Below are 15,223 nucleotides of genomic sequence, written 5' to 3'. Positions count from 1 at the left end.
CACGGCGGAGTAGCGTGAGTCCGTCGGGCGATGCCACTCCGGGGGGAGCTGCCATGAGGTCGGTCGGGCGAGGGTGGGTTCCGCTGATCCTCGGAGTGGTCGTGGTGCCCTGGCTGCTGGCCCTGGCGGTGAGCGTGCTGTGCGACGGGACGAACGGGTTGCTCCTGCCGGCGGGCACCCGGATGGTCCTGATCCTGCCGCTGCTGGCCGCCGAGACCGTCGCAGTGGTCGCGGCCTTCCGCCGCTACGACGCCCTGCGCCCCGACTTCTGGCCGGGAGCCGGGCTCGCCTTCGCCCTGCTGGCACTGTTCACCCTGATGGCCGTGGCCGCGACCTGGGGCGAGGGCGGTGCGCTGCTGGGTATCTGGGCCTTCTACAGCGGCTACGTGTTCTTCGTCTTCGGCTTCGGAGGGAGGGCCTGGCGGAAGGCCTTCACCCAGGCCGTACGGGCGTGAGGTCGGGGCGCGGCCACGGCAGGGCCCAGTGCCCGGCCCCTGCCCGCGCGGCGCCGACCGTTCGCTCCAGGTCCGGGGCGCACTCGGCAGGTCCTCGGAGGGGAGCCGGTCCGCACGCATGAGGTCAGGTTCCCAGAGCGGGGCGACGAGGGCTGTGGCCGTCGTCTAGCTCTCCGCCGGGCCGGGAACCCCCTCGTCCCCGCCCGCCGCCTCGGGCGGCACCTCGTCCCCGCCCGTCGCCTCCTGCTCCCCGCCGCGCGCCGGAGAACCGCCCGGCAGGCGTATCGTCACTCGGCCCGACGTCAGGTCGACCGGGCCGCGTGCCGGGTCGGCGTCGCCCGGGTCCTCGCGGGTCAGGGCCTGGCGGCGCTGCTCCTCCGCCAGGTGTCTGCGACCGGGGGCGAACAGGTCCGCTATCGGGCCGAACAAGGTCATCGTCTCCTTCAGTCGACCTCGACACGGAGGATCCGATCGTCCCCGGGCTCCGGGGTCCCCCTGCCGTCGGTCTCGCTCGTCACCACGAGGAGCCCGCCGCCGCCCGTCGCGAGGACCGTGCGCAGCCGTCCGTACTCCCCGATGAGGAACGCCCGGGGGTCCCCCGAGCGTTCCTCGCCCGAGAGCGGGATCCGCCACAGTCGCTCGCCCCTGAGCCCCGCCATCCAGATCGCGCCCCGCGCGTACGCGATCCCGCTCGGCGACGCCTCCGACGTGCGCCACTGGGCCACCGGGTCCACGAAACCCGCCCGTCCGGCCCGGCCCTCCACCACCGGCCAGCCGTAGTTCCGCCCCGGCTCCACCAGGTTCAGCTCGTCCCAGGTGTCCTGCCCGAACTCGGCCGCCCACAGCCGCCCGTCCCCGTCCCAGGCGAAACCCTGCACATTGCGGTGCCCGTACGAGTAGACCGGCGACCCGGGGAAGGGGTTGCCCGGCGCGGGCGCGCCCTCCGGGGTCAGCCGCAGGATCTTCCCGCCGAGCGAGGACCGGTCCTGCGCCAGACCCGTCCTGCCGGTCTCGCCCGTCCCCGCGTAGAGCATCCCGTCCGGCCCGAACGCGATCCGCCCGCCGTTGTGGATCCGCCCCTTCGGGATGCCCGTGAACACCGGCTCCGGCGCCCCCAGCCGATCGCCCGCCCCACCTCCGTACCGCATGCGTACGATCCGGTTGTCCGACTCCGCCGTCAGATACGCGTACACCCAGCCGTCCCGCACCGCGAGCCCCAGCAGACCGCCCTCGCCGCCGGGCACCACCCCCGGCACCTCGCCCAGCGGGCTCCGCGCCCCGGTCCGCCCGTCGATCCGCGTCACCGTCCGCTCGTCGCGCGAGGAGACCAGCAGATCCCCACCGGGCAGCGCGGCCAGCCCCCAGGGCGACGGCAGCCCTTCGGCGAGCGTGCCCGTGACCTTCGCACCGCCCGGGGGAGCGGGTGGCCTCGTCGTGGCCGAGCGGGCCGGTCCGTCCGCAGGGGAGTTCGGCACGCACCCCGCGATCAGTACGGACAGGGCGGCGCCCCACAGGGCGTTCCTCACGGCAGGACGGCTCACGGCACGGGTCCCTTCGACGGGGGCGGGTGGTTCCTTCCCTTCCCTCCCGGATGCCCGTACGACCCTCCCGGGTTCCGGCAGGACGCGCGGACCCCGCGCGCCCGCTCAGTCCCAGGACCCCCGAGGCGCCGGAAGACGCGCGATCTCCGTCAGGTCCGCCGCCGTCAGGCGCAGCTCCGCCGCCCGCGCGTTCTCCACCACCCACCGCTCCCGCTTCGCCCCCGGCACCGGCACCACATGCCGCCCCCGGCCCAGCACCCACGCGAGCGCCACCTGCGCCGGAGTGACCTCGGCGCCGTGCCGGGCGGCCACCCGCCGCAGCCCCGCCACCAGCGGCTGGTTCGCCGCCATCATCTCGGCGGTGAACCGGGGATGGCGGGCCCGGGGATCGTCGGGCTCGAAACCGCCGCCCGTGGTCAGCGTCCCGGTCAGATAACCACTCCCCAACGGCATCGCCGCCAGGAAACCCACCCCCCGCGCCGCGCACCATGGAAGCAGCCGCACCAGCGACTCCTGCGACCACACCGAAAGCTCCGCCTGCACCGCCGCCACCGGGAACACCTGCTGGACGCGCTCCAGTTGGCGCATCGTCCCCTCGTAACCGTCCCGGGCGACACCGGTCGCGCCCCGGCGGGCCGTACGGGTGCCGACCGCGCACAGCCCGAGCGCCCGCACCTTCCCCGCCGTCACCAGATCGGCCATCGCGCCCCAGGTCTCCTCCACCGGCACCTCCGGATCGGCCCGGTGCAACTGGTAGAGATCGATCACATCCGTCTGGAGCCGCCGCAGCGAGGCATCACACGCCCGGCGTACATAGCCCGGCCGGCCATTGGCCACGACATGCTGGTCCCCGACGAGCAGCCCGCACTTCGTCGAGACGAAAGCCTCCGCCCGCCGCTCCTTCAGCACCCTGCCCACCAGCAGCTCATTGGTGAACGGCCCGTACATGTCGGCGGTGTCGAGCAGACTCACCCCGGCGTCGAGCGCCGCGTGGAGGGTCCGCAGCGAGCGGTCCCCCCGCGCCTGCGACCGGCTGTACGCCCAGCTCATCGGCATGCACCCCAGGCCGACCGCACCCACGTCGAGCGCCGTCGCCCCGATAGTCCTGCGCTCCACCTGCCGGTACCCCTCCCTCGTGCCGCCCCCCAAAGTAACCAATGACCGGCGGGATTCTTCGCATAGCCTCCCGGACATGAGATTCGAAGACACGACCGTCGACGTGTGGCTTCCGATTCCGGCGGAGGAGATCGAAGGACTCCCCGAGCCGGGCGATTCGGGCCTGAACTACCGCTTCTGGGACGGCGGACCGGACTTCCCCGCCGATCCCGCGCGCTGCGCCTACTACGTCGTCCCGTACATGAAGGGCATGGAGGTCGCCGTACGCCCCCTGTCCGCGATGACCTCGGTCCGCGTGGTGCAGACCCTCTCGGCGGGCATCGACCACGTCACCCCCGGACTCGGACTGCTCCCGCCCGGCGTCGCCCTCTGCAACGCCAAGGGCGTCCACGAGGCCAGCACCGCCGAACTGACCCTCGCCCTGATACTCGCCTCCCTGCGCGGCATCCCCGGCTTCGTCCGAGGCCAGGACGCGGAGGAGTGGCGGGACGGCTTCTACCCCGCCCTCGCCGACAAGTCGGTCCTGATCGTGGGGTACGGATCGATCGGCGCCGCCATCGAAGACCGGCTCGCCCCCTTCGAGTGCGCGCGGGTCGCACGCGTCGCACGCTCCGCGCGCACCACCGAGCGCGGCCCCGTGCACGCCTTCACGGAACTGCCCGCGCTGCTCCCCGAGGCCGACGTGGTCGTCCTCTCCACCCCGCTCACCCCCGAGACCAGGCATCTCGCCGACGCCGGGTTCCTCGCCCGGATGAAGGACGGCGCGCTCCTGGTGAACGTGGCCCGGGGCCCGGTCGTCGACACGGCGGCCCTGCTCAAGGAGGTCGGGACCGGCCGGATCACGGCGGCGCTCGACGTCACCGACCCGGAGCCGCTGCCCGCCGGACACCCCCTCTGGCACGCCCCCGGGGTGCTCGTCAGCCCCCATGTGGGCGGTTCCACCTCCGCCTTCATGCCCCGCGCCAAGCGGCTGATCGCCGCGCAGCTGCGGCGGTTCGCGGCGGGTGAGGATCCGGTGAACGTGCTGCTCACCACCGGCTGAGCGGGTAGGAGTTCCTCCGGGTGAACACACCGGGAGGGCTCCCGCGCAAGCCCTTGCTTGTCACGGAGCGTAGATCAACCCTGTCCCTGAGTGACGGTCCTGGTGTATCGTCCCGGAGCGGGGGACTGCGTCGAGTAAGGGCTGACGCTGGGGAGCGAAGTGACGGGCCATCAGATTTCCAGGGGGGCGCCGGGTGAGGCACGGCCGGAGGACCGACGATCCGACGCGGCGGCGCCGCAGCCGGAGGGACCTCCGCACCTCACCGACCGCCTCGCGCGTACCGTGCCGGACCAGGGAGCACACCACCGCACCCATCACCCGGCCCCACCACCGACACCCGGACCCGGGGGCGATCCCGGGTCCGGTCGTGCGGCCGGGGGTGATTCCCGGGCCGGCCATGCGGCCGGGGACGGTCCCCGGTCCGGTCGAGCGCCCGACGGCGGGGGAGGGGCTGGACCCCGGGCCGGCGGAGAGGCCGGGTCTCCCGGGGGTGGTCCTTGGGGCGGTCGTGACGCGGGACCCGGTGGGGCTTGGTGTGGTCGTGACGCGGGACCCGGCGGGTCCTGGGCCGGTCGTGACGCCGGACCTGGTGGAGAGGCCGGGCCCGGGGGCGCGGGTGGTGCCGGATCCCGGGCCGGTCGTGCGGCCGGGTCTCCCGGGAGTGGGCCCTGGGCCGAGGGAGAGGCCCGGTCCGGCTCCCGGCCCTCCTCCGTGCGGGACCCCGCAGGGCCCCACGACTGCGACGGACACGCCCCCGGCGCCCCCGGCGAACCGGCCGCGCGCCCGCACGACGCGGCGGCGTGCGGCGGTGTCGCCCCGGAGGCGAGGGTGAACGCGCCGGGGGCGGTGCTCACCCGCCCCCCGGCCGGACCCGGCGAAGGCACCCCCGGACGCCCCGCCCCCGAGCGTCCCGGTCTCGGCGCCATCCTCGCGCAGATCACCCTGGGACTGATCTGCGCGGGCTACACGACCGGCGCCTCCCTCGGCTGGGGCTCCCCGGGCCTCGCCCTCGTCATGGGCGACTTCGGACTCAGCGCCGCCGCCCTCACCGCCGCCGTCTCCTGCTTCCTCTACGCCCGCGCCCACCGCGGCAGCGACCGCCCCGCCTGGCTGCTCTTCTCCTTCTCCTCGTTCATGGCCTGCGCCGGAAACGCCGTCTGGGGCTGGTACGAGGTCGTGCTCCGCACCCACGTACCCGCCTCCTCCGTCGCGGACCTCTGCTTCTTACTCTTCGCGCCCCCCGCCATCGTCGGCCTCCTGGTCCTCGCCAAGAAACCCGTCACCCGGGCCGGATGGTTCTGCCTCGGACTCGACGCCTGGCTCATCGGCGGCTCCCTCCTCACCCTCTCCTGGAGCCTCGCCCTCGCCCGTACCGCCCACTTCCAGAACGAACCGGTCGCCCAGGCGGCCCTCTCGCTCGCCTACCCGCTGCTCGACATCGTCCTCGTCAGCATGGTCCTCGTCCTGCACTTCCGGCGCTCCCAGGCCAACCGCTCGGCGACCAACACCGCCATCGCCGCCCTCGCCCTGACCGTCCTGTGCGACGCCCTGTTCACCTCGCCGCTGCTCCGCGAGAACTACGTCTCGGGACAGCTCCTCGACGCGGGCTGGTTCGCCGGCTCCCTGCTCCTCGCCTACGCCCCCTGGGGGGTGCGCCGCCTCCCCGAGGGCGACGCCCACGCCCGCGGGCCCTCGCTGCACAGCCGCCCCGTCGCGGGCTCGCTCGCCGCCCTCACCCCGTACCTCGCCGCCGCCGTCTGCACCCTCGGCATCCTGTACAACGTCGTCCAGGGCCGCCGGGTCGACCGCTTCGTCGTCCTCACCGGCTGCGCCGTCGCCCTCGCCCTCGTCGCACGGCAGGGCATCATGCTCCTCGACAACATCGCCCTCACCCACGAACTGGCCCAGAAGGAGAACCACTTCCGCTCCCTCGTCCAGGGGTCGAGCGACGTCATCATGATCGCCGCGCCCACCGGCGTACTCCGCTACGTCAGCCCCGCCGCCTCCGGGGTCTACGGCCGCGACGCCGAGGAACTGACCGGCTCCGAACTGGCCGCCCTCATCCACCCCGAAGACCTCGGCGCCGTCATCCACGAGGTCCGCCGCTTCCTCGCCGTCTCACCCGCAGAGGAACCCACCACCCGCATCGAATGCCGCTTCCGCTCCGGCCGGGGCGACTGGCTCAACGTCGAATCCACCGTCAACCGGCACCAGGGCGGCCTGATCTTCAACAGCCGGGACGTCACCGAACGCGTACGCCTCCAGGCCCAGTTGCAGCACAACGCCGAGCACGACCCGCTCACCGGACTGCCCAACCGCGCCCTGTTCACCCACCGCGTCCGCCAGGCACTCGGCGGACGCCGGGCCTCCGACCCCGGCACCGCCGTCCTCTTCATCGACCTCGACGGCTTCAAGGGCGTCAACGACAGCCTCGGCCACCAGGCGGGCGACGACCTCCTCGTCCAGGCCGCCCGCCGCCTCCACGACTCCGTACGCGCCGGGGACACCGCCGCCCGCCTCGGCGGCGACGAGTTCGCCGCCCTCATCCTCGGCGACGGCAACCGGGACCGCACGGCCCGTGAGGGCCAGGTCCAGGAGATCGCCGACCGGCTCCGGCTCACCCTCTCCCGGCCCTACCGCGTCGGCGGCGAGAACGAGGTCAGGGTCGCCGCCTCCATCGGCGTCGCCTTCGCCGAACCGGGCATCGGCGCGGGCGACCTCCTGCGCAACGCCGACCTCGCCATGTACCGCGCCAAAGCCGCGGGCAAGGACCGCGTCGAGCTGTACGCCCCCCAGATGCAGGCCGAGGTCCTGCGCCGCACCGAGCTGGCCGCCCGGCTGCGCAGCGCCCTCCACGACGGCGAGTTCGCCCTGCTCCACCAGCCCGTCGTCGACCTCGCCACCGGCCGGATCTCCGCCGTCAGCGCCCAGCCGCGCTGGCGCTCCAGCCAGGGCATCCTCTTCACCCCCGCCGAGTACCTCCGGGTCGTCGACGACGGCGAGCGCACCGCCGAACTGGGCCGCTGGCTCCTCGAAGAAGCCGTGGAACAGGCCGCCGAGCGCACCGGCATCGGCCACCGCGCCCCCGTCGCCATCCGGCTCTCGGCCGGCCGGCTCCTCGACCGCTCGCTGCCCCTCGGCTCGGTGGAATCCCTGCTCGCCCGGCACGGACTGCCCTCCGGCGCACTGATCGTCGAACTCTCCGACAGTGACCCCCGGGTCTCCCTCGACGCCCTGGAGGAGCGCCTGACCACCCTGCGCCGCCTCGGCGTACGGATCGCGCTCGACGGCTTCGGCAGCGGACACGTCGCCCTCCACGCGCTCCGCCGCCTCCCCGTCGACCTCCTGAAGCTCGACAGGGGACTGGTCGACGGCATCGTCGAATCGCCCCGGCTCCGCAAGATCACCCGAGGGGTGCTCCGTACCGCCGCCGAACTCGGCCTCCAGACCGTGGCCGACGGCGTCGACACCCCGGAACAGGTCGCCACCCTCCGGGCGATGGGATGCGGCCATGCCCAGGGCATGGCCTTCTCCGGCCCGCTCGACGAGTACCGGCTGCGCAGGGCCCTCGTACGGGACGAGTACCCACTGCCCGGAGCGGTCCCCGCGCAGTCCGGGAACCACCCCCCGCTCCGCTCACATGATGAGACGCCCGTCCCACCCACTTGACAGTAACAAGGGCTGAGAGGGAGGGTCAGTGCCATGCGCACCCGAATTCTCGTACTTGGACAGCGCGTCGGCTGAAGCAGGGCCCCCTCCGGGCCTGCTGAGAACGCACCGACGCGCTCCCCTCGCTTGCCTCCCGGCACGAGGGGTTTTTTGTTGCACCGATGACCTACCGAAGTCGGTGCAAAACCTGGCAAACCACCCTGCACAAACCCTCAGCTTCGAGAAGAGACACTGATGACCGAGCAGGCCACCGGGCACCATCCGCAGCCGCGGCCCCGCAACGGAGCGACGGCCGCCTCCCCCGTCGAGCACGTCACGGGTGCGCAGTCCCTCATCCGCTCTCTTGAAGAAGTGGGCGCCGACACCGTCTTCGGCATCCCCGGCGGCGCGATCCTCCCCGCCTACGACCCGATGATGGACTCCCGGCGGGTCCGCCACATCCTGGTCCGCCACGAGCAGGGCGCGGGCCACGCGGCCACCGGCTACGCCCAGGCCACCGGCCGGGTCGGCGTCTGCATGGCGACCTCGGGCCCCGGTGCCACCAACCTCGTCACCCCGATCGCCGACGCGCACATGGACTCCGTCCCGCTCGTCGCGATCACCGGTCAGGTCGCCTCCAAGGCGATCGGCACGGACGCCTTCCAGGAGGCGGACATCTGCGGCATCACCATGCCGATCACCAAGCACAACTTCCTCGTCACCAAGGCCGAGGACATCCCCCGGACGATCGCCGAGGCCTTCCACATCGCCTCCACCGGTCGCCCCGGCCCGGTCCTGGTCGACATCGCCAAGGACGCCCTCCAGGCGAAGACCACCTTCTCCTGGCCGCCGCAGACCGACCTGCCCGGCTACCGCCCGGTGACCAAGCCGCACGCCAAGCAGATCCGCGAGGCGGCCAAGCTCATCAGCGCGGCCCGCCGGCCCGTCCTGTACGTCGGCGGCGGCGTCATCAAGGCCGGTGCCACGGCCGAGCTGAAGATCCTCGCCGAGCTGACCGGCGCCCCCGTCACCACCACCCTGATGGCCCTGGGCGCCTTCCCCGACAGCCACCCGCAGCACGTGGGCATGCCCGGCATGCACGGCGCCGTCACCGCCGTCACCGCGCTCCAGAAGGCCGACCTGATCGTCGCCCTGGGCGCCCGCTTCGACGACCGCGTCACCGGAAAGCTCGACAGCTTCGCCCCGTACGCCAAGATCGTCCACGCGGACATCGACCCGGCCGAGATCGGCAAGAACCGCACCGCCGACGTCCCGATCGTGGGCGACGCCCGCGAGGTCATCGCCGACCTTGTCCAGGCCGTCCAGGCCGAGCACAGCGAAGGCGCCCTCGGCGACGCCGCCGCCGGACGCTACGCCGACTGGTGGAGCGACCTGAACCGCTGGCGCGAGACCTACCCGCTCGGCTACGACCTGCCGGAGGACGGCAGCCTCTCCCCGCAGCAGGTCATCCAGCGCATCGGCAAGCTCGCCCCCGAGGGCACGGTCTTCGCCGCGGGCGTCGGCCAGCACCAGATGTGGGCCGCCCACTTCATCGACTACGAGCAGCCCGCCACCTGGCTGAACTCCGGCGGCGCCGGGACGATGGGCTACGCGGTCCCCGCCGCGATGGGCGCCAAGGCGGGCCTGCCGGACACCCCGGTCTGGGCGATCGACGGCGACGGCTGCTTCCAGATGACCAATCAGGAACTCACCACCTGCGCCCTGAACAACATCCCGATCAAGGTCGCCATCATCAACAACGGCGCCCTCGGAATGGTCCGCCAGTGGCAGAGCCTCTTCTACAACCAGCGCTACTCCAACACCGTCCTGCACTCCGGCCCGGACGACATCCAGGAGAACAAGGGCACCCGCGTCCCCGACTTCGTCAAGCTCTCCGAGGCCATGGGCTGCGTCGCGATGCGCTGTGAGTCCCCGGAGGACCTGGACAAGGTCATCGCCGAGGCCAACGCCATCAACGACCGTCCGGTCGTGGTCGACTTCATCGTCCACGAGGACGCCCAGGTGTGGCCGATGGTCGCCGCCGGCACCTCGAACGACGAGGTCATGGCCGCCCGGGGCGTCCGCCCCGACTTCGGCGACGGCGAAGACGACTGAAGCGCGGAACGCAGCAGAGCGAAAAGGAAGAGACCCAGACCATGTCCACCAAGCACACGCTCTCCGTTCTCGTCGAGAACACGCCCGGCATCCTCGCCCGGATCGCCGCCCTGTTCTCCCGCCGCGGCTTCAACATCGACTCCCTCGCCGTCGGCGTCACCGAACACCCCGACATCTCCCGCATCACCATCGTGGTGAGTGTCGAAGACCTGCCCCTCGAACAGGTGACCAAGCAGCTCAACAAGCTGGTCAACGTCCTGAAGATCGTCGAACTCGAGCCCGGCGCTGCGATCCAGCGCGAGCTCGTCCTGGTGAAGGTCCGCGCCGACAACGAGACCCGCTCCCAGATCGTCGAGATCGTGAAGCTGTTCCGCGCCAAGACCGTGGACGTCTCGCCCGAGGCGGTCACCATCGAGGCCACCGGTTCGAGCGACAAGCTCGAAGCCATGCTCAAGATGCTGGAGCCGTTCGGCGTCAAGGAGCTGGTGCAGTCCGGCACGATCGCCATAGGGCGTGGCTCCCGGTCCATCACGGACCGGTCCCTGCGGGCCCTCGACCGCAGCGCCTGAGCCCGACGGTCGACCGCGTGTCCGCATAGCGGTCCGACTGACGAGACCCGAAAACCTTCCTCACGCACCCCGCCGTACGGTGGGACGCAACACCAGCACTTCAAGGAGATACCAGTGGCCGAGCTGTTCTACGACGACGACGCCGACCTGTCCATCATCCAGGGCCGCAAGGTCGCGGTGATCGGCTACGGCAGCCAGGGCCACGCCCACGCGCTGTCGCTCCGTGACTCCGGTGTCGACGTCCGCGTCGGTCTCCAGGAGGGTTCCAAGTCCAAGGCCAAGGCCGAGGAGCAGGGCCTGCGCGTCGTCTCCGTGGCCGAGGCCGCGGCCGAGGCCGACCTCATCATGATCCTGACCCCGGACCCGATCCAGGCCCAGGTCTACGAGGAGTCCATCAAGGACAACCTGAAGGAGGGCGACGCGCTCTTCTTCGGTCACGGCCTGAACGTCCGCTACGGCTTCATCAAGGTGCCCGAGGGCATCGACGTCGCCCTGGTCGCCCCCAAGGGCCCGGGTCACCTGGTCCGCCGTCAGTACGAGGAGGGCCGCGGCGTTCCGTGCATCGCCGCCGTCGAGCAGGACGCCACGGGCAAGGCCTTCGAGCTGGCGCTCTCGTACGCCAAGGGCATCGGCGGCACCCGCGCCGGCGTCATCAAGACGACCTTCACCGAGGAGACCGAGACCGACCTGTTCGGTGAGCAGGCCGTCCTCTGCGGTGGCACCGCGGCCCTGGTCAAGGCGGGCTTCGAGACCCTGACCGAGGCCGGCTACCAGCCGGAGATCGCCTACTTCGAGTGCCTGCACGAGCTGAAGCTCATCGTCGACCTCATGTACGAGGGCGGCCTGGAGAAGATGCGCTGGTCGGTCTCCGAGACCGCCGAGTGGGGCGACTACGTCACCGGCCCGCGGATCATCACCGACGCCACCAAGGCCGAGATGAAGAAGGTCCTCGCGGAGATCCAGGACGGCACCTTCGCCAAGGAGTGGATGGCCGAGTACCACGGCGGTCTGAAGAAGTACAACGAGTACAAGTCGCAGGACTCCAACCACCTCCTGGAGACCACCGGCAAGGAGCTGCGCAAGCTCATGAGCTGGGTGAACGACGAAGAGGCGTAAGTCCTCAGGGTCGGGGCCGGACGGTACGTCCGGCCCCTTCCCACACCCTTGGACACCCCGTCCAACCACGGACGGGTGATCCTTCCAACGCGGCGCACGCGCGCCGCCGCCCCAGCACTACACTGCTCAAACAACATTCGCGTTCAGGCCCACAGCGTCGTGCGCTTTCACGCGGCAAGCCCCCTCCACCGCCTGCGGCCGTCGGGACGGCCGTCCGCACTGGATCTGTGAGGACTCACGTGAGCTCGAAACCTGTCGTACTCATCGCTGAAGAGCTGTCGCCCGCCACCGTCGACGCGCTGGGACCGGACTTCGAGATCCGGCACTGCAACGGCGCCGACCGCGCCGAGCTGATCCCCGCCATCGCCGACGTGGACGCGATCCTCGTCCGGTCCGCGACCAAGGTGGACGCCGAGGCCATCGCCGCCGCGACCAAGCTGCGCGTGGTCGCCCGTGCCGGTGTCGGTCTGGACAACGTCGACGTCTCCGCCGCCACCAAGGCCGGCGTGATGGTCGTCAACGCCCCGACGTCCAACATCGTCACCGCCGCCGAGCTGGCGTGCGGCCTCCTCGTCGCCACCGCGCGCAACATCCCGCAGGCCAACACCGCCCTGAAGAACGGCGAGTGGAAGCGCTCCAAGTACACCGGCGTCGAGCTGAGCGAGAAGACCCTCGGTGTCGTCGGTCTCGGCCGCATCGGCGTCCTGGTCGCCCAGCGCATGTCCGCCTTCGGCATGAAGATCGTCGCGTACGACCCCTACGTGCAGCCCGCCCGCGCCGCCCAGATGGGGGTGAAGCTGCTGGCCCTGGACGAACTCCTCGAGGTCGCCGACTTCATCACCGTCCACCTGCCGAAGACCCCGGAGACCCTCGGTCTCATCGGCGACGAGGCGCTGCACAAGGTCAAGCCCTCCGTCCGCATCGTCAACGCCGCGCGCGGCGGGATCGTGGACGAGGAGGCGCTGTACTCGGCGCTCAAGGAAGGCCGGGTCGCGGGCGCGGGCCTCGACGTGTACGCCAAGGAGCCCTGCACGGACTCCCCGCTCTTCGAGCTCGACCAGGTCGTCTGCACCCCGCACCTCGGCGCCTCCACGGACGAGGCCCAGGAGAAGGCCGGTATCGCCGTCGCCAAGTCGGTGCGCCTCGCGCTCGCGGGCGAGCTGGTCCCGGACGCGGTCAACGTCCAGGGCGGAGTCATCGCCGAGGACGTCAAGCCGGGTCTGCCGCTCGCCGAGAAGCTCGGCCGGATCTTCACCGCGCTCGCGGGCGAGGTCGCCTCGCGCCTCGACGTCGAGGTGTACGGCGAGATCACCCAGCACGATGTGAAGGTGCTGGAGCTGTCGGCGCTCAAGGGCGTGTTCGAGGACGTGGTCGACGAGACGGTGTCGTACGTCAACGCCCCCCTGTTCGCGCAGGAGCGCGGTGTCGAGGTGCGCCTGACGACCAGCTCCGAGTCGCCCGACCACCGCAACGTGGTCACCGTGCGCGGCACGCTGGCGAACGGCGAGGAGGTCTCCGTCTCCGGCACCCTGGCCGGACCCAAGCACCTCCAGAAGATCGTCGCCGTCGGCGAGTACGACGTGGACCTGGCGCTCGCCGACCACATGGTCGTCCTGCGCTACGACGACCGTCCGGGTGTCGTCGGCACCGTCGGCCGCATCCTCGGCGAGGCCGGTCTGAACATCGCGGGCATGCAGGTCTCCCGCGCGGAGGAGGGCGGCGAGGCGCTCGTCGTGCTCACCGTCGACGACACGCTCCCGGCTCCGGTCCTCGCGGAGATCGCGGCCGAGATCGGCGCCAACTCGGCGAGCACGGTCAACCTGGTCTGACGGACCGTACGGACCCCGGACGGCGAGGGCCCCCGGTGACGGGCCCCCGCTGAAGGGGACCTCCGGCGACGGAGCCTCCGGCGACGGGGTTTCCGGCGACGGGGCTTTCCGGCGAACGAGGCCCCGGCGAACAAGGGGCCCTGGGGGCAAGGGCCACCAGTGGCGAGGGCCCGGCGGCAGGGCCCTCCGGGGACAAGGGAGCGGAGCCGGGCCGACCAGGCCCATCTCCTCCGTCCTCTCTGTCCCGGAATCGTCACAGAGGTCCGGAGGTGTCGCCTCCGGACCCCCGACGCTGCTGTCATGGCGGGGAACGCGCCCGAGCGCATCACCCCAGGAGGCCCCATGCCCCAGCGCCGTACCGCCAGGATCCTCGCCGGACTCTTCGCCGCCGCACTGCTCATCGGCGGCGCCGCCCAGCTCGCCAAGGCGACCGCCGAGGCGCCCGCCCCGCAGACGGTCGCCATGAACAAGGCCGAACTCGTCGGCGCCTGACCCCGCCCGCCCCGGCCACGGCTACAGCCGGGCCGCCTTGAGGGCCATGTGGAGCAGCAGCCGGTCCTCGCCCGCGTCCAGGTCGAGACCGGTGAGCTGCTCGACCCGGGAGAGGCGGTAGTACAGCGTCTGCCGGTGGATGCCCAGGGCCGCCGCCGTGCGGCCCGCCTGGCCCGCGTGGTCGAGGAACTCCTCGGCCGTGCGGGCCAGTTCCGTGTGCGCGGGGGAGAGCAGGGCGCGCACCGCCGGGTCCGGCTCCGCCCGGGGCAGGGCGGTCAGCAGCCGGTAGGGGCCGATCGCCGTCCATTCGGCGAGCGGCCCGAGCAGCGGCTGCGCGTGCGCGGCGAGCGCCGCCGAGCCGGCCTCGCGCCAGGCGCCGTCGAGATCCGCGAGACCGCGCCGGGACGTGGCGATCCCCGCGACACCGGTGGAGCCCGCCGTGGTGCGCAGCCGCCCGGCGGCGGTGGTGGCGGGGGAGAGGTTGTCGGCGGAGCGGAGCCGGACGAGGGCGGCGAGGGCCCGGGGCGGCGTCCCGCCGTCGGCCGCCGGAAGCCGCCAGGGCAGGGTGCACAGGGCCGCGGCGGCGGGGACCGTGCGGGGCGAAGGGCTGTCCTCCGTCGGCCAGGGCGCCAGACACACCAGGGTGTGCAGCCCCTCCGCGTCCGGGCCGAGCGCCGTCCGCAGCGCGGCGAGCGCCATGTCGTACGGCCAGCCGCGCTCCGCCGTCAGGGCCGCCCGCAGCTCCCGGGAGAGGTCGGAGCCCGCGCGCTCCTCGGCCGCGAGCAGGACGCCGATGCGCTCGGCGACCTCCATGGCGGCGGCGAGCCGCTCGGGGGAGGGCCCGGGGTCGTCGTCGAGCAGCCAGACGTATCCGAGGACGACACCCCGATGGCGTACGGGGAGGCAGACGCGGTCCCGGAAGACGCCCGCGTCGGGGGCGGCGGGGATGCGGACCGGGCCGGTCGCCCGGGTGATACCGAAGCCCTCGAACCAGGCGCGGACCGCCGGGGAGGACTTGCGGGTGAGGATCGAGCGGGTCCTGACCGGGTCCATGGCGCTGTCGTCGTCGCTGTCGTGGGCGCCGAAGGCGATCAGGCCGAAATCACGGTTCTCCAGGGTCGCGGGGGCGCCGAGCAGCGCCGAGATCTCGTCCACCAGCTCCTGGTAATCGCCCTTCACGGGCCCATTCTCGCACCCCTCCCCGGATCCTTCAGACAGTTGTCTGAGAGGTGGGCCACGGATGCGTGACAGCTGTAGATGGCGGACGATCGGAGCGATCCATAGGTTTCACGGTGGTTCT

The 15,223-nt window shown here is 72.2% G+C and carries 12 protein-coding genes; 8 read left to right on the top strand and 4 right to left on the bottom strand.

Features of this window, described 5'->3' with window-relative positions; all coding sequences use genetic code 11:
- The first annotated feature begins 53 nt into the window (after positions 1 to 53).
- Positions 54 to 455 (top strand): hypothetical protein, encoded by a 402-nt coding sequence (locus BU197_RS19910; RefSeq protein ID WP_188269632.1) that lies wholly within the window; start codon positions 54 to 56, stop codon positions 453 to 455.
- 165 nt (positions 456 to 620) lie between these two features.
- Here the strand turns inward: BU197_RS19910 and BU197_RS19905 are convergent, their stop codons facing one another.
- The 3 genes from BU197_RS19905 to BU197_RS19895 form a co-directional block, all read right to left on the bottom strand.
- Positions 621 to 890 carry a DUF6191 domain-containing protein gene (locus BU197_RS19905; protein WP_188269631.1) on the bottom strand — a complete coding sequence of 90 codons (270 nt, stop codon included), beginning with the start codon at positions 888 to 890 and terminating at the stop codon, positions 621 to 623.
- An 8-nt stretch (positions 891 to 898) separates the two neighbouring features.
- The gene (locus BU197_RS19900) at positions 899 to 1,996 is read right to left on the bottom strand and encodes a PQQ-dependent sugar dehydrogenase (RefSeq protein ID WP_188269630.1); all 1,098 of its coding nucleotides are present in this window, start codon (positions 1,994 to 1,996) and stop codon (positions 899 to 901) included.
- 105 nt (positions 1,997 to 2,101) lie between these two features.
- Complete coding sequence (locus BU197_RS19895; RefSeq protein ID WP_188269629.1) at positions 2,102 to 3,112, bottom strand: aldo/keto reductase; 1,011 nt, start codon at positions 3,110 to 3,112, stop codon at positions 2,102 to 2,104.
- Positions 3,113 to 3,188: 76 nt separating this feature from the next.
- Here BU197_RS19895 and BU197_RS19890 point away from each other — a divergent pair, with 76 nt between their 5' ends.
- The 7 genes from BU197_RS19890 (at position 3,189) to BU197_RS19860 (ending at position 13,923) form a co-directional block, all read left to right on the top strand.
- Positions 3,189 to 4,154 (top strand): 2-hydroxyacid dehydrogenase, encoded by a 966-nt coding sequence (locus tag BU197_RS19890; RefSeq protein WP_188269628.1) that lies wholly within the window; start codon positions 3,189 to 3,191, stop codon positions 4,152 to 4,154.
- An 828-nt stretch (positions 4,155 to 4,982) separates the two neighbouring features.
- On the top strand, positions 4,983 to 7,823 hold the full coding sequence (locus BU197_RS19885) for an EAL domain-containing protein (protein WP_188269766.1): 2,841 nt from the start codon (positions 4,983 to 4,985) through the stop codon (positions 7,821 to 7,823).
- A gap of 234 nt (positions 7,824 to 8,057) precedes the next feature.
- The gene (locus BU197_RS19880) at positions 8,058 to 9,917 is read left to right on the top strand and encodes an acetolactate synthase large subunit (RefSeq protein WP_188269627.1); all 1,860 of its coding nucleotides are present in this window, start codon (positions 8,058 to 8,060) and stop codon (positions 9,915 to 9,917) included.
- A gap of 41 nt (positions 9,918 to 9,958) precedes the next feature.
- Positions 9,959 to 10,486, top strand: coding sequence for an acetolactate synthase small subunit (gene ilvN / locus BU197_RS19875; protein ID WP_188269626.1), 528 nt, complete (start codon positions 9,959 to 9,961; stop codon positions 10,484 to 10,486).
- Between the two features lie 114 nt (positions 10,487 to 10,600).
- A complete protein-coding gene (gene ilvC, locus BU197_RS19870; RefSeq protein WP_188269625.1) occupies positions 10,601 to 11,602 on the top strand; it encodes a ketol-acid reductoisomerase in 1,002 nt (333 codons plus the stop codon).
- Positions 11,603 to 11,841: 239 nt separating this feature from the next.
- A complete protein-coding gene (serA, locus tag BU197_RS19865; protein WP_188269624.1) occupies positions 11,842 to 13,431 on the top strand; it encodes a phosphoglycerate dehydrogenase in 1,590 nt (529 codons plus the stop codon).
- A gap of 342 nt (positions 13,432 to 13,773) precedes the next feature.
- Positions 13,774 to 13,923, top strand: coding sequence for a hypothetical protein (locus BU197_RS19860; RefSeq protein WP_188269623.1), 150 nt, complete (start codon positions 13,774 to 13,776; stop codon positions 13,921 to 13,923).
- 21 nt (positions 13,924 to 13,944) lie between these two features.
- On the opposite strand, the gene BU197_RS19855 is transcribed toward BU197_RS19860, so the two are convergent.
- Positions 13,945 to 15,102, bottom strand: a complete 1,158-nt coding sequence (locus tag BU197_RS19855; protein ID WP_317453399.1) for a helix-turn-helix domain-containing protein — start codon at positions 15,100 to 15,102, stop codon at positions 13,945 to 13,947.
- Positions 15,103 to 15,223: the final 121 nt, after the last annotated feature.

It is taken from the genome of Streptomyces sp. CBMA291 (assembly GCF_014596525.1).
Classification (GTDB): Bacteria; Actinomycetota; Actinomycetes; order Streptomycetales; family Streptomycetaceae; genus Streptomyces.
Note: the sequence above shows the minus strand (reverse complement) of the source record. Positions and strands in the feature narration are given on the sequence as shown.

What these genes read in the sequence shown, in the direction of transcription:
- BU197_RS19910 (WP_188269632.1), top strand. Translation starts at nt 54, where the DNA reads ATGAGGTCGGTCGGGCGAGGGTGGGTTCCGCTGATCCTCGGAGTGGTC.
- ilvN (WP_188269626.1), top strand. Translation starts at nt 9,959, where the DNA reads ATGTCCACCAAGCACACGCTCTCCGTTCTCGTCGAGAACACGCCCGGC.
- BU197_RS19880 (WP_188269627.1), top strand. Translation starts at nt 8,058, where the DNA reads ATGACCGAGCAGGCCACCGGGCACCATCCGCAGCCGCGGCCCCGCAAC.
- BU197_RS19860 (WP_188269623.1), top strand. Translation starts at nt 13,774, where the DNA reads ATGCCCCAGCGCCGTACCGCCAGGATCCTCGCCGGACTCTTCGCCGCC.
- BU197_RS19905 (WP_188269631.1), bottom strand. Translation starts at nt 890, where the DNA reads ATGACCTTGTTCGGCCCGATAGCGGACCTGTTCGCCCCCGGTCGCAGA.
- BU197_RS19890 (WP_188269628.1), top strand. Translation starts at nt 3,189, where the DNA reads ATGAGATTCGAAGACACGACCGTCGACGTGTGGCTTCCGATTCCGGCG.